Source organism: Streptomyces sp. SPB074 (assembly GCF_000154905.1).
In the GTDB taxonomy this organism is placed as follows: Bacteria; Actinomycetota; Actinomycetes; order Streptomycetales; family Streptomycetaceae; genus Streptomyces.
Genome location: NZ_GG770539.1, coordinates 6,464,678 through 6,478,376 on the forward strand (window position 1 = coordinate 6,464,678; position 13,699 = coordinate 6,478,376).

Below are 13,699 nucleotides of genomic sequence, written 5' to 3' on the forward strand. Positions count from 1 at the left end.
AAAAAAAAAAAAAAAAAAAAAAAAAAAAAAGAAAAAAAAAAAAAAAAAAAAAAGATAGAACACACCTACATAATACGGGAATCAAGCACTGATCGAGGAGAAAGATAGGCCGGCGTCCGGGACGCACCGATGAAACCAAAATCCGTAGGCAGCGCTCGAGGCCGCAGGCCAAACCCAGACAGAGCGAGAACCGCGGCGTGGCTCGAACGGGGGAGCGGTGGGGGAAGCAAGGCGGGCGGGCTCGAAGAGCGCGACGGCGGCCTCCGGCCGCGCTTCGACGTGGACGTGCTCGCCCGCCTCTTCGACGCCCTTCTCCGCGCGCCCTCCTGGCCCGCCTGGACCGCGCCGGGACTGGCCGTCCTGCTGCTCGTCGCCGAGCACGGCATCCTCGCCCCGGCGGCGGTGCGGGCCATGCTCGCCGCGCGGCCCGACGCCTGGTCCCTCGGGGTGCCGGGCGCCGGGCACGACGTGCACCTCGAACGGCCGGACGCCGTGGCCGGGTTCCTCGACGCGTTCCTCACGGCCCACGTCCGAGGTCCCCGGCCCCGGCCTCCTGGGTCACTCCTTGGCGCTGCCCGCCCCCGGCCGCGGCGGCAGGCTGTCGCCCTCGATGTCCACGTTCGGGACCGCCTTGTCGAGCCAGCGGGGGAGCGCCCACGCGTGGCGGCCGAGGAGGGCGAGGACGGCGGGGACGACCGTGAGACGGACCACGAAGGCGTCGAGCAGGACACCGATCGTCAGGGCGAAGCCGATCGACTTGATGATCGGGTCGTGGTTGAAGATGAAGCCGCCGAAGACCGAGGCCATGATGAGCGCGGCCGCCGTGACGACCCGTCCGCTGCGCTCCACGCCGTGCTCGACGGCGGCGCGGGCGTCGCGGTGGTGGTGGTAGTGCTCGCGCATCCGGCTCACGAGGAAGACCTCGTAGTCCATCGCGAGCCCGAAGAGCACCCCGATGAGCAGCACCGGCAGGAAGCTGATGACCGGTGCGGCGGCGGCCACCTGGAAGACGCCGTCGAGGTGCCCGTACTGGAAGACCCAGACCACCGCGCCGAGGCTCGCCGCGATCGACAGCAGGAAGCCGAGCACCGCCTTGAGCGGGACGAGGACAGAGCGGAAGGCGATCATGAGCAGGAGGAGCGCCAGCACGATGATGATGGCGAGGAAGAGCGGCAGCGCGCCGGAGAGCTTCGCCGAGATGTCGATGCCCGCCGCGGTCTGTCCCGCCACGTAGGCTGTGCCGCCCGCCTGGCCCACGGGCTTGGTCGCCTCGTCGCGCAGCCGGTGCACGAGGTCCGTCGTGCGCTGGTCGTCGGGGCCCGACCTGGGGACGACGCCGAGGACCGTGAGGGTGCCGTCCTTGTTGGTGTTGGGCGGGGCGAGCGTCGCGACGTCGGGGTCCTTCTGGACCGTCGCGGCGACCTGCTTCACGATGCCCTCGCGCTCCTTGGCGGGCACCTTCGTCCCGTCCACGGCGATGAGGAGCGTCGCGTTGAAGCCGGGGCCGAAGCCCTTCTGGAGGAGCTCGTAGCTCTTGTGCTGGGTGCTGGCGGTGGGCTGCGTCTCGTTGCTCGGCAGGCCCAGGCGCAGGCTCTTCGCCGGGGCGGCGAGGGCGAGCATCCCGACGACGCACACCACGAGCACCGGCACCGGGAAGCGCGTCATCAGGCGGCCCCAGGCCAGCCCCCAGGCGCCGGGCACCCGCCGCCTGCCCGCCTTGCCCCCGGCATTCCCGGGCCCCTCGCCGTTCCCGGCACCCTCGTCGGCGGCGGTGTCCCGGGCCTTCGCCTTGGGGCGCATCCGCTCGCCGAGGAAGCCGAGGAGCGCGGGGACGAGCGTGAGCGCGACCAGGACCGCGATGAGCACGGTCCCCGCGGCGGCGAGCCCCATGACCGTCAGGAAGGGGATGCCGGCCGCCGACAGGGCGGCGAGCGCGACGATCACGGTGACCCCGGCGAAGGTGACGGCGCTGCCCGCCGTCGCCGTGGCCCGCCCGATCGAGTCGTGCACGTCCTCGTCGGGGTCGGCGAGCTGTTCGCGGTGGCGCGAGACGAGGAAGAGGGCGTAGTCGATGCCGACGGCGAGGCCGATCATGAGGGCCAGGATCGTCGCCGTGTTCGTCATCTCGATGAACCGGGACAGGAACTGCACCGTCATCACGCCCACCCCGACGCCGATGACGGCGGTGAGCAGCGGCAGCCCGGCGGCGAGGAGCGAGCCGAGGGTGACCGCGAGCACGACGAAGGCGATGACGATGCCGATGACCTCGGCCGGACCGCCCACCTCGACGGGCGGCGTGGAGACCGTGCCGCCCAGCTCCGCCTTGAGGCCCGCGTCACGGGCCGCGTCGAGCGCGTCGTCGAGCTTGTCCTTCGCCGACTGGGGCACGTCCTGGGCCGGCTTGCCGAAGACGGCGTCGGCGTAGGCGATCGTGCGGTCCTTCGAGACGGTGCCCGTCTTCGCCGGGTCGGAGACCTGGAGGACGCCGGGGACCGCCGCGACCTTCTTGAGGGTGGCCGCGATGGCCCGCTGTTCCTTCTTGTCCGTCAGCGTGTCGCCCTTGGGCGCCTCGAAGACGACGCGCGCGGTGCCGCCCGCCGCCTCGGGGAACTTCTCCTTGAGCAGGTCCTGCGCCTCCTGCGACTCGATCCCGGGGACCGAGAACTCGGTGGACAGCTTCCCGCTGAGGGTCGTCCCGAGCCCGACCGCCACCACGAGCAACAGGAGCCACACCCCGAGCACTCGCCCGCGGCGGCGTGCCGCCCAACGTCCCAGCGCGTACAAACGTTGTGCCACGGCAGGTCTCTCCCGTTCAGGGCTGTGCTTCGCGCGGACCGGCTCCGCGAGATTTCTGCACGGTACTGTATTTTTGCAGTCAGCGGTAAATTTGTGGTCCGCCGAGGGGTCCCGGCGCCCCGTCCCTCGCTATGCTCGATGTCATGAACAGGGTCACTGACGGGGCGGGGCTGCGGGAGCGGGGCAAGGCCAAACGGCGGGCCGCCATCACACGGGCGGCCTTCGAGCTCTTCGCCGAACAGGGCTTCGACGCCACGACGGTCGCGGAGATCGCCGCCGCCGCCGAGGTCTCGCCGCGCACGGTGACGCTCTACTTCCGCTCCAAGCAGGACATCGCCTTCGCCGCCTTCGACAGCTCCGTCGAGGCCCTCACCGAGGCCCTGCGCTCGCGTGCCCCGGGACTCCCCGCCGTACACGCCCTCGAACGCTGGTTGCGCCAGGAACTCTCCTGCCACGACGACCTGGAGGAGCTGGGGGTGCGGATGTTCGAGGCGAACCCGGAACTGCGGGCCGTGAAGACGGCCCGCATGGCGGCCGTCATCGAGGAGGGCGCCCTCATCCTCGCCGAGGACACCGGACAGCGCCCGGGCTCCCTCGGCCCGCGCCTCGCCGCCGTCGCCGCCGCCGCCGTCGTCACCGAGATCGTCGAACACCCCGAGGGCGCCGACCGCAACGACGCCATCACCCTCGCGATGTCCTTCCTCAAGGGTGGCGTCGACGCGATGACCGCCTCGGAGGCCGCCGCCCGGGACACCGGGGAGTGACCGCGCCGCTCGCCTGGTGACCGTGCCCGGAAGCCCCTGTGACCGCGCCCGAAACCTTTTGACGCGGCCGTGCGGACCGCGCATGATCACGCCCATGCTGATACGCGAGGCCACGGCGGCCGACTGGCCGGGCATCTGGCCCTTCTTCCGGGAGATCTGCGCGGCGGGCGAGACGTTCACCTACCCGCTCCACCCGGCGGAGGAGGAGGCACGCGCCCTGTGGATGGTGCCCGCCCCCGCCCACGTCGTCGTCGCGGAGGAGGCCGGGACGATCCTCGGCACCGCGAACATGTACGCCAACCGCGCCGGCAACGGGGCGCACGTGGCGAGCGCCAGCTACATGGTCGATCCCGCGCGCCAGGGCCGCGGCACGGGCCGCGCCCTCGTCACGTACAGCCGCGACTGGGCGCGCGCGGCGGGCTTCCGGCGCATCCAGTACAACGCCGTCGTCGCGACCAATACCCCGGCCCTCGCCCTCTACCGCGCCCTCGGCTTCGAGATCCTCGGCACCCTCCCGGAGGGCTTCCGCCACCCCGAGCACGGATACGTGGGACTGCACAGCCTGCACCGGTCGCTGTAGCGGTACGAGCGGTACGTGGCCGGGGCGGGCCCGGCGACCGTCCGCGGGCCCCGCCCCGCCGACGGCAGCGCAGCCCCTCGCCCCGCTCCCGATCGCCCGCCGCGCCGCTCACGCCCGCCCCCCCTCACTCCCGCTTCCCGTCCTTGCCCTGTCCCGACCCCGGCCCGTGCCACGGATGCCGTAGGCGCACCCAGACGTCCCGCGCCTGGCGGCCGGCGTGGACGCGGCTGCGGGCGACGAGCCGGCGGGCCTGCTCCGCCGTCTCCACCATGGGCCCGGAACCGCTGAGCGGCCGGCCGGCCGTCTCGCGCAGGAAGAGCGTCGAGACGAGCCCGATCACCCCGGCGATCATCAGGTAGTACGCGGGCACCATCTCGTCACCCGTCACCTCCACGAGGCCCGAGGCGAAGAGCGGCGTCGTCCCGCCGAAGAGCGAGACCGAGATGTTGAACGCGATCGAGAGGGCCCCGTACCTGATCCGCGTCGGGAAGAGCGCGGGGAGCGTCGAGGCGGACGTGCCCGCGAACGTCACCAGCAGCAGCCCGAGGATGCCGCAGCCGATCGCCGGGAGCACGATCCCGCCCTGACGGATGAGCAGGAACGCGGGGGCCGAGAGCAGGATCAGCGCGACGCTGCCGAAGAAGAAGACCGGGCGCCGCCCCCAGCGGTCCGAGCTGCGGCCCACCGTCGTGATGGTGAGGACGACGAGCACCATGGTGCCGAGCACGAGGAGCTGCGCGGTGGTCTCGGACTCGCCGAGCGTCTCGGACATGTAGGTCGGCAGATAGCTCGTGACCATGTAGTTGGTCACGTTGTAGAGCAGGACGAGCCCCATGCAGATGAGGATCGCCTCCCAGTGGTGGGCGAAGATGTCCCGGAGCCTGCCCTTGCCCGACTGCCGTGCCTCCTCCACCGGGTCGCCCTCGGCCAGGGCCTCCTCGCGGCCCTCCTCCTCGCGCTGGAAGGCGGGGGTCTCCTCCAGCTTGAGCCGCAGGTACAGCCCGATGATCCCGAGCGGTCCCGCGACGAAGAACGGGATGCGCCAGCCCCAGTCGGTGAGCCCGTCCTCGCCGAGCACCGTCGTCAGGACCGTCACGAGACCCGAGCCGAGCGAGTAGCCGACGAAGGTCCCGAAGTCGAGCCAGCTCCCGAAGAAGCCGCGCCGCTTGTCGGGCGCGTACTCGGCGATGTACGTCGTCGCGCCCGCGTACTCGCCGCCGGTCGAGAAGCCCTGCACGAGCCGGCACACGAGCAGCAGGATCGGCGCCGCGAAGCCCACCGAGGCGTACGTGGGCAGCAGGCCGACGACGAAGGTGCTCGCCGCCATCATGATGATCGTGACCGCGAGGACCTTCTGCCGCCCGATCCGGTCCCCGAGCGGCCCGAAGACCAGCCCGCCCAGCGGCCGGACGAGGAACGCCGCGGCGAAGGTCGCGAAGGTCTGCACGACCTGCGCGCCCGGTGAGCTGGAGGGGAAGAAGACCTTCCCGAGGGTGCCCGCGAGATAGGCGTAGACCCCGAAGTCGAACCACTCGATCGTGTTGCCGAGCGCGGCGGCGGTCACCGCGCGCCGGATGCGCGGCGGATCGGTGACCGTCACGTCCTGTGCCGCGTACATCTTCTTGCGGCGTCGCAGCAGGGTCCGCAGCATTTGGTGGGTGGCCTGCCGGTCACCTCTCCTGGCCCGGTCCGTGCTGGGCCGACGTGTCGGTTCCGGCATCCCGCTCCCTCTCCCCGTCTCGTGCGGTCGCGTACGGGTTTCCCCGCTCCGTCCCCGCGACGGAGGCGGCCCGCCCTCCGTACCCTCCGTGCCGCACGCCCTCCGCGCCGCGTGGCACGGCCGAAGAGGTGAGGACACAGCCCGTACGGTCCACCACGAGCGCCCGCCTGAGCCGCGCGGAGCGGGGTATCCGCACGCTGTGCGTGCCTGCTGCACGTACGACGGGAGAGAGTGAGGACCCATGAGCGAGGCCGACGACGGCGGGCGGCACGACGGCGGGACACGGGTGCGCGACGACGGGACGCCGGACGGCGGGACACGGGAGGAGCGGGAGCCGGGCGCGGAGGCGGAGCGCCCGAAGCCCGCGAGCGGAGGGGCGAGCAGCGACGCGCACACGAAACTGACCGTGTGGATCGCGCTCGCCGCGAACCTGGTGATCGCCGTCGCGAAGCTCGTCGGCGGGCTCTTCGCCGGTTCGCCCGCCCTGCTCTCGGAGGCGGCCCACTCGGTGGCGGACAGCTTCAACGAGGTCTTCCTGCTCGCCGCGCTGCGCCGCAGCAAGCGCCCCGCCGACCCGGGCCACCCCTTCGGCTACGGCAAGGAACGCTACTTCTGGTCCCTGCTGGCCGCCGTCGGCATCTTCGTGATGGGCGGCTGCTTCTCGGTCTTCCAGGGCGTCGAGGCGCTGCGCTCCTCGGGCGAGGAGTCCACGAGCGGGTACGTAGTCGGCCTCGTCGTCCTCGGCGTCGCCTTCCTCGCCGAAGGCACCTCGCTGGCGCGGGCGCTCATCCAGGTGCGCGGGCAGGAGGGCGGCATCGGCTCCGACCCCGCGCTGCGCACAGTCGTCGCCGAGGACGGCACGGCGGTGCTCGGCGTCCTCCTCGCCATCGCGGGCATGGCCCTGCACATGACGACGGGCCAGGTCGTCTGCGAGGCCGCGGCCTCGCTCGCCATCGGCGTCCTGCTCCTCTTCGTCGCCTTCAAGCTCGGCGCCGACGCGCGCGACCAGCTCATCGGCGAGGGCGCCGATCCCGAGACCCGCGAGGCGATCACCGCCTACCTCGACGCACAGGCGGAGATCGACGGCGTGGCCACCCTGCTCACGATGCGCCTGGGCCAGGACTCGCTCCTCGTCGCGGCCCGCGTGGACCTCGCGCCGGGCCACGAGAGCGAGAAGCTCGAACTGGTCATGGAGCGCGTCAAGGCGGGACTCACCGCGCGCTGGCCCGAGGCCGACCAGGTCTTCCTGGACGTCACGGAGGCCCCGGAGGCCACGAAGGCCCACACGAGCCCCGACCTGACGGCCTGAGAACCGCCGGAGGCCCACTCCTCCGGACCGCCCGCCCCCTCGGCCCCGCCCCACCGCTTCCGGGAGCGGGCCCCGAGGGGCGGGCGCACCGGCACCGGCGGCACACCCCCCTGACCCCCCGCCACGCCCCGGCCGGACCCCCGCCCGCGCCCCGGCCGGGCACCCGCGCACGCACGCCCCGGCCGGGCGCTCCCGCCGGGTCCCGCCTACCGTGGCACCATGACCGCGCCCCGTCCCCGCTTCCCGCACGGTTACCCGCTCGTCGCCGCCGTCTTCGCCGTCGGCATGGCGGGGACCACCCTCCCGACCCCGCTCTACGGCCTCTACCGCGAGCAACTCGGCTTCGGCCAGCTCATGGTGACGATCGTCTTCGCCGTGTACGCGCTCGGGGTCATCGCGGTACTGCTTCTCGCCGGGAACTGGTCCGACCTCGCGGGGCGGCGCGCGGCCGTGTGGTGGGGCCTCGGCCTCTCCGCCGCCAGCGCGCTCTGCTTCGTCTTCGAGGGCGGACTGCCCGCCCTCTTCCTCGGGCGCCTCCTCTCCGGCTTCGCCGCCGGGCTCTTCTCCGGCGCGGCGACGGCCTACGTGCTCGACCTGGCCCCCGGCCACCACGCCGCCCGCGCCTCGCTCGCCGCGACGGCCGCGAACATGGGCGGCCTCGGCTGCGGTCCCCTCCTCGCCGGAATCCTCGCCGAGTACGCCCGCTGGCCGCTGCGGCTGCCCTACCTCGTCCACCTCGGCCTCGTCGTCCTCGCCGCGCTCGCGCTGCTCGCGCTCCCCGAACCCGTGCCGGGCGCCCGCCCGCGCACCCTGCCGCGCCCCGGGGGCCTCGCCGTGCCGCCCGAGGTGCGCGGCGTCTTCGTCCCCGCCGCCTGCGCGGCCTTCGCCGGCTTCGCGCTCTTCGGCCTCTTCACCGCCGTCTCGCCGAGCTTCCTGAGCCAGACCCTCGGTGTGCACAACCTCGCCGCGACGGGCTTCGTCGTCTTCCTCGCCTTCGCCGGGTCCATCGCCGGGCAGAGCGCCTTCGGCCGCTTCGGGGTACGGCGCGCGCTCCCCACCGGCTGCTTCGTGCTCGTCGCCGGGCTCCTCCTGGTCGCCGGGGGGCTCGCGGGCGAGGTGCTGTGGCTCCTGGTCGCCGGGGCGGTGCTCGGCGGCTTCGGGCAGGGCCTCGCCTTCCGCGCCGGGACCACGGCGGTCGGCGTGCGGGCACCCAGCGAGCGCCGCGGCGCCACGCTCTCCGCGTACTTCGTCCTCGCCTACATCGGCATCTCCGTGCCTGTCATCGCCGTCGGCGCGCTCGCCGAGGGCGTGGGACTGCGCACCGCGGGACTCGTCTTCTCCTGCTGCGTCCTCGCGCTCGCCGCCGGGGTCGGGGTCTACGTCCTGCGGCCCCGCGTGCGCGCGCTGCTCCCGGGCTGAACGGGGGCGTCCGGTGCCACCCGAGTGGCGGCACCCGGGCCCGCGTAGTCCCCTGGAGTCATGAGAGACGAAGCGATCGAGCAGTGGACCGTCCGCCTGCGCGAGACCGCGCCCGGGACCGAGGAGGAGGCGGCGCGCGGCTTCGTGCGCGAGCTGTACGACGCGGCACGGCACGACCTGGACGTCGAGGAGGCGCAGGCCGACTTCGAACGGGAGGAGTGAGGCGGCCCCCGGCGCGCCGTCCGGCAGACGGCGGGGGTAACACCCGGTGGCCGCCCGCCCGCTGTGTCAGCCGCGGCCCAGTGACGGCACCGCCTCGCCCGCAGGGACCGGCCCCGGCGGCGTGCCCTCGCCGAAGGGGGAGCCGCCCAGTTCCCCGCGGTGGTGCGGGCTCAGCCACGCCGACAGCGGCTCGGGACCGCGCGGCACGATACCGGCCGGGTTGATGCCCCGGTGCACCTCGTAGTAGTGCCGCTTGATGTGGCCGAAGTCGACCGTGTCCCCGAAGCCCGGCGTCTGGAACAGGTCCCGCGCGTACGCCCACAGCACCGGGTCCTCGGCCAGCTTGTGGGCGTTGCACTTGAAGTGGCCGTGGTACACCGCGTCGAAGCGCACGAGGGTCGTGAACGCCCGGATGTCCGCCTCCGTCAGCGAGTCGCCGACGAGGTAGCGCTGCCGCTCCAGCCGCCGCGACATCCACGCCAGACGCCGGAAGACATCCGCGTACGCCTCCTCGTACACCTCCTGGGTATCGGCGAATCCCGCCCGGTAGACGCCGTTGTTGAGGTCGCGGTACACGCCGTCCATGACCTGGTCGATCTCCTCGCGCCGCGCCTCGGGGTAGAGGTCGGGCGCGCCGGGGCGGTGCAGTTCCTTCCACTCGGTGGCGAGGTCGAGTGTGAGCCGCTGGTAGTCGTTGGTCACGAGACGCCCGCTCGGCACGTCCACGAGCGCGGGCACGCTCACCCCGCCCGGGTAGTCACGCTCCCGCGCGTCGTACGCCTCCGCCAGGTACCGGATGCCGAGTACCGGGTCCCGCCCGTCCGGATCGAGCGTGAACCGCCAGCTCCGGTCGTCCTGGACCGGATCGGCGACCGCGAGCGAAAGGGCGTCCTCCAGGCCGAGCAGCCGCCGCGAGACGAGCGCCCGGCTCGCCCACGGGCACGCCCTGCTCACCACGAGCCGGTACCTGCCCGCCTCCACCGGCCAGCCGTCCCGCCCGTCGGCCGTGACGCGGTCCGCGAAGTGGCTCCGCGAGCGCTTGAACGGCTTCCTGCCGTACGAGGAGTTCCCGCCGTCCTCGCCGGGACTCCCCGCCGAGGCCCGCTCCGCCCCGTCCGCCGTGTCCTTCGCGTCCGCCATCGTCCCGGCTCCCGTCGTCACCGCCCCCGCCCGGCACGGCGAGGGCCCAGTCCGTCCTGGCACCCCTACCCGCCGCGCGCCCGTCCGCTCCCTTCCGCCCGCGCGAATCACCTGCCGGGACCCGCGTGCCGGGCCGGTGCCGCACGCCCGCGTGGCCAAGATGAGCCAATGCCCGAAGTGCCCGCACCCGTGACCGCCCTGGCGCGCAAGGCGCCCGATCCCGTGAAGGGCCTGGCGCGCAGGACCGCCGAGCCCGTCGTCACCCAGACCCTGCGCTCCACGTCGGCCGCCGTCATCTCCTACGTCCTCGCCGTCAACCTGCTGCCCCAGCCGGCCCCGCTGACCGCGCCGCTCACCGCGCTCCTCGTCGTGCAGGTCACCCTCTTCGCGACGATCAGGACCGGTATCCGCCGCGTCAACGCCGTCATCGCCGGGGTGCTCATCGCGAGCGGCTTCTCCTCGCTCGTCGGCCTCAGCTGGTGGACCCTCGGGCTCACGATCCTCACCGCGCTCATGATCGGGCGCCTCGTCCGGGTCGGCGAGTTCGTCCCCGAGGTCGCCATCTCCGCGATGCTCGTCCTCGGCGTCTCACAGGTCGCCAACACCGCGCTCGACCGCGTCTACGAGACCCTCATCGGCGCCGGGGTCGGCCTCGCCTTCAACCTCTTCCTCGCGCCTCCCGTGTACGTCCGCACGGCGGGCGAGGCCATCACGGCGATGGCCCGCCGCAGCAGCCGCCTCTACAACGACGTCGCCCTCCAGGTCGGCGAAAACTACAACGCGCCGCGCGCCGCCGACTGGCTGCACGCCGCGCGCCGCCTCGACAACGACATCGCCGCGGTGGACGAGGAACTGCGCCAGGCCGAGGAGAGCACCCGCCTCAACCCGCGCGTCCGCGAAGGTCTCCTCAACCGCGTCGTGCTGCGCACCGGGCTCGACACCCTGGAGATCTGCGCCGTCGTCCAGCGGGTCCAGTTCCGCACCCTCACCGACCTCGCCGCCAAGCGCCCCGGCCGCCGCCCGCTCCCCGAGGAGGCCGCCGACAGCTACGCGCGGCTCCTGCTCCACATGGGCAGCGCCGTCGAGAGCTTCGCCGCGCTCATCACCGCGCCGCTCTCCACCGGCGCCGAGGACGCCGAGGAAGCGCTCATCCGCGCCCTGGAGGCGAGTCACACCGAGCGCGACCACCTCGCCGGGCTCCTCCTCGACCTCATCCGCGCCGAGGCGGCGCAGTGGCAGCTCTACGGTGCCCTGCTCGCCGAGGCGGACCGCGTCCTCGACGAACTGGACGTCGAGAAGCGCTCGGCCCGCCTCATCGAGGAACTCGACCGCGGCGCGGCCCGCGAACGCGAGCGCTACCCCCGCCTCGCCGCTCTCCGCACCCGCCTCAGGAAGGGCCTCCGGCGGGCGGGCCGCCCCCGAAGGGGACGCGGGCGCGGCAGCGCGGAGCCGGGGGAGGGCTAGCACGCGCGGCGGCCGGCCCCGCGCCCGCGGCCCGGCGGGGTGTCAGTTCCCGACCTGGCGGTCGAACCTCTCCTTGCACTCGCGCTGGTCCTCGGGCGACTGGGCGTGCTGGAGGCAGTCCGAGTAGTCGCGGAACGAGCGGAAGGAGTCGTGGACCTCGTCGGACGAGGCGACCGTGACGACCAGGCCGAGGGTCACCGCGCCGCCGATGACGCCGACGCCGCCCAGGACGAGCCCCGCGATCCCGAGGCCCCTGTTCGGTGCCCCCGTCCGCTGCGAGCGGCGCATCGCGATGATCCCGAAGACGAGCCCGAGCACCCCGAGGATGATCCCGCCCGCGATGGTCCAGCACAGGACCACGGCCGCGATCCCGCAGACCAGCGCCGCCACGGCCAGGCCCCCGCCCGGCGGGGTCTGGCCCTGCCACGAGGCGCCGTACCCGGGCCCCCACGGCTCCTGCCCCGGCACCGGACCCGGCGCCTGCCCGTAGGGGCCGGGCCCGTACCCGCCGCCCGGGACCTGGTCGTACCCGCCGACCGGGGCCCGGTCGTACGGGCCGCCGAAGTCGTGGCCGTACGGGGCGCCGGGGGCCTGGCCGTACGGGGCGCCAGGGGTCCCGTACGGGTGAGGAGGGCTCTGCGGCGGCGGTCCGGGCCGCGAGGCGGCGCCGGGCTCCCCGGGCGGCTGCTCGGGCACGGGCGGCTTGGAGAGGTCGAGGCGCTCCCCGGCGCCGCCCGGGCGCTCGCTGTCCTCGGGGGAGTGGGACATGTGCGGTCCTGCTTTCTCGCGCGTTCCGGCGTGCCCGGAGGGGATGGAGGTCCCGTCCGGAGCGGTGGGGCCGCGGCGGGGCTCCCATTCTCCCCTCACTCGTGGTGAATCCGTTCAACAATTGCGTCACGAAGCGCCGGCCCGCCCCGGCTCCGGCGTCCTCGGCGCCCGCGCCGCTTGACCCTCCCCCCGTGTCAGACCGTGAAGTGAGGACGTCATGTTCACCATCGGAGACTTCGCCAGGCACGGGCAGGTGTCGGTACGGATGCTGCGGCACTACGACGCCCTGGGGCTCCTGCTCCCCGCACGGGGTACCGCTTCTACACGGCCGAGCAGCTCGGCAGGCTCAACCGCGTCATCGCGCTCAAGGAACTCGGCTTCAGCCTCCAGGAGGTGGGGCGCCTCCTCGCCGAGGACGTCGCCCCGGCCGAGCTGCGCGGGATGCTGCGCCTGCGCCAGACGCAGCTCGCGCGGGAGGAGGCGGCGGCCCGGACGCGGCTCGCCCGGATCGGGGCGCGGCTCCACGTCATCGAGAGCGAGGGACACATGTCCACGCAGGACATCGTCGTCAAGAACCTGCCCGCCGTCCGCGCCGCCGGGCTGACCGCGGTCGCGCCGGCCTACGACCCCGACGCGATCACCCCCGTCATCGGCCCCCTCTTCGACGAGGTGTGCCGCCTGCTGGAAGCCGCCGGAATCCGGCCGCAGGGCCCCGGCATCGGCCACTACGTCCAGCGGCAGGGCGAGGACGGCCCCGTCGAGGTCCACGCGCTCTTCCCGGTCGGCGCCGAGCCCGCGGCCGGGAGCGGGCTGCGCGCCGTCACACTGCCCGCCGCCGCCCGCGCGGCGACCCTCGTCCACCACGGCTCCATGGACACCGTCCTCGCCTCGGAACAGCTCATGAGCCGCTGGCCGGAGACGGAGGGCGCCAGGGCGGCGGGACTCACCCGCGAGGTCTACCTGGAGTGCGCGGGCGAGCCCGCGACGTGGGTGACCGAGCTCCAGATGCCGCTGGCCGGCTGAGGCGCACGGCCCCGGGGACGTACGCGCCGCCGGGAGGGCGCCGCCTCGCGGTACACGAGCGAAGCGGCGCCCCGCGCGCGGCGGCCGTGCCCCCGCGCCCGGGGCTTCGGCCGGACCCGCTCAGGCGAGGGCCGCGGCCCGCTCCGTCGCGTACCAGCGGTCCCCGCGCCGCTCCGCGACACCCCGCTCCGCGAGGCCGCTCAGGTGCTTGCCGACCGTGTTCGGCTGGAAGCCGGCGCGCGCGGCCAGCTCATCGAGCGCGAGTCCCGCCGCGCCACCCTCCTTGAGCTGGGCGAACGTGCGGGCGGCACTGCGGCCGAGGCCGCCGGAGGCGGCGGGCGCGAAGAGGTCGCCCGCCTCCACCACGGGCGCGGGCCGCCCGGTGGGTACGGGGGTCTCGCGGGGGGCGGCGGGGGCGTCCCCCGCGACCGGTGCCGCCTCCTGGGCGGCGGGCGCTGCCGACGTGGCGGCGGGCGCGGCCGTCGTGGCGGCGG

General features: G+C 73.8%; 11 protein-coding genes and 1 pseudogene. 7 read left to right on the plus strand and 5 right to left on the minus strand.

The window, feature by feature from the left end:
* Positions 1-558: 558 nt before the first annotated feature.
* A complete protein-coding gene (locus tag SSBG_RS27630) occupies positions 559-2,733 on the minus strand; it encodes an MMPL family transporter (protein ID WP_234010664.1) in 2,175 nt (724 codons plus the stop codon).
* A 206-nt stretch (positions 2,734-2,939) separates the two neighbouring features.
* Between SSBG_RS27630 and SSBG_RS27635 the strand changes: the two genes are divergently transcribed.
* Together SSBG_RS27635 and SSBG_RS27640 are read left to right on the plus strand one after the other, a co-directional pair.
* Entirely contained in the window at positions 2,940-3,560 is a 621-nt protein-coding gene (locus SSBG_RS27635; protein ID WP_234010665.1) for a TetR/AcrR family transcriptional regulator, read from the plus strand.
* Between the two features lie 94 nt (positions 3,561-3,654).
* The gene (locus SSBG_RS27640) at positions 3,655-4,140 is read left to right on the plus strand and encodes a GNAT family N-acetyltransferase (protein ID WP_008749346.1); all 486 of its coding nucleotides are present in this window, start codon (positions 3,655-3,657) and stop codon (positions 4,138-4,140) included.
* A gap of 124 nt (positions 4,141-4,264) precedes the next feature.
* Here SSBG_RS27640 and proP read toward each other — a convergent pair whose 3' ends face one another.
* Positions 4,265-5,791, minus strand: coding sequence for a glycine betaine/L-proline transporter ProP (gene proP / locus SSBG_RS27645; protein WP_008749347.1), 1,527 nt, complete (start codon positions 5,789-5,791; stop codon positions 4,265-4,267).
* A 310-nt stretch (positions 5,792-6,101) separates the two neighbouring features.
* Between proP and SSBG_RS27650 the strand changes: the two genes are divergently transcribed.
* From SSBG_RS27650 to SSBG_RS33875, 3 genes are all read left to right on the plus strand, one after another.
* Positions 6,102-7,169: a cation diffusion facilitator family transporter gene (locus SSBG_RS27650; protein ID WP_037870777.1), complete on the plus strand. Its 1,068-nt coding sequence runs from the start codon at positions 6,102-6,104 to the stop codon at positions 7,167-7,169.
* Between the two features lie 219 nt (positions 7,170-7,388).
* Positions 7,389-8,588, plus strand: a complete 1,200-nt coding sequence (locus SSBG_RS27655; protein ID WP_008749350.1) for an MFS transporter — start codon at positions 7,389-7,391, stop codon at positions 8,586-8,588.
* A gap of 60 nt (positions 8,589-8,648) precedes the next feature.
* Positions 8,649-8,810, plus strand: a complete 162-nt coding sequence (locus tag SSBG_RS33875; RefSeq protein ID WP_008749351.1) for a hypothetical protein — start codon at positions 8,649-8,651, stop codon at positions 8,808-8,810.
* Between the two features lie 66 nt (positions 8,811-8,876).
* On the opposite strand, the gene SSBG_RS27660 is transcribed toward SSBG_RS33875, so the two are convergent.
* On the minus strand, positions 8,877-9,950 hold the full coding sequence (locus SSBG_RS27660) for a glutathione S-transferase family protein (protein WP_008749352.1): 1,074 nt from the start codon (positions 9,948-9,950) through the stop codon (positions 8,877-8,879).
* Between the two features lie 168 nt (positions 9,951-10,118).
* Here SSBG_RS27660 and SSBG_RS27665 point away from each other — a divergent pair, with 168 nt between their 5' ends.
* Entirely contained in the window at positions 10,119-11,414 is a 1,296-nt protein-coding gene (locus SSBG_RS27665; protein WP_008749353.1) for an FUSC family protein, read from the plus strand.
* 42 nt (positions 11,415-11,456) lie between these two features.
* On the opposite strand, the gene SSBG_RS27670 is transcribed toward SSBG_RS27665, so the two are convergent.
* Positions 11,457-12,182, minus strand: a complete 726-nt coding sequence (locus SSBG_RS27670; RefSeq protein WP_037870780.1) for a DUF4190 domain-containing protein — start codon at positions 12,180-12,182, stop codon at positions 11,457-11,459.
* Between the two features lie 217 nt (positions 12,183-12,399).
* On the opposite strand from SSBG_RS27670, the pseudogene SSBG_RS27675 reads away from it, so the two are divergent.
* Positions 12,400-13,205, plus strand: a pseudogene (locus tag SSBG_RS27675) (MerR family transcriptional regulator).
* Positions 13,206-13,325: 120 nt separating this feature from the next.
* Here SSBG_RS27675 and SSBG_RS27680 read toward each other — a convergent pair.
* Positions 13,326-13,699 (minus strand): hypothetical protein (locus SSBG_RS27680; protein ID WP_234010666.1); only part of this gene is annotated, 374 nt, incomplete at its 5' end.

Coding starts and splice junctions, on each gene's coding strand:
- SSBG_RS27635 (WP_234010665.1), top strand. CDS start 2,940: ATGAACAGGGTCACTGACGGGGCGGGGCTGCGGGAGCGGGGCAAGGCC.
- SSBG_RS27640 (WP_008749346.1), top strand. CDS start 3,655: ATGCTGATACGCGAGGCCACGGCGGCCGACTGGCCGGGCATCTGGCCC.
- proP (WP_008749347.1), bottom strand. CDS start 5,791: ATGCTGCGGACCCTGCTGCGACGCCGCAAGAAGATGTACGCGGCACAG.
- SSBG_RS27650 (WP_037870777.1), top strand. CDS start 6,102: ATGAGCGAGGCCGACGACGGCGGGCGGCACGACGGCGGGACACGGGTG.
- SSBG_RS27655 (WP_008749350.1), top strand. CDS start 7,389: ATGACCGCGCCCCGTCCCCGCTTCCCGCACGGTTACCCGCTCGTCGCC.
- SSBG_RS33875 (WP_008749351.1), top strand. CDS start 8,649: ATGAGAGACGAAGCGATCGAGCAGTGGACCGTCCGCCTGCGCGAGACC.
- SSBG_RS27660 (WP_008749352.1), bottom strand. CDS start 9,950: ATGGCGGACGCGAAGGACACGGCGGACGGGGCGGAGCGGGCCTCGGCG.
- SSBG_RS27665 (WP_008749353.1), top strand. CDS start 10,119: ATGCCCGAAGTGCCCGCACCCGTGACCGCCCTGGCGCGCAAGGCGCCC.
- SSBG_RS27670 (WP_037870780.1), bottom strand. CDS start 12,182: ATGTCCCACTCCCCCGAGGACAGCGAGCGCCCGGGCGGCGCCGGGGAG.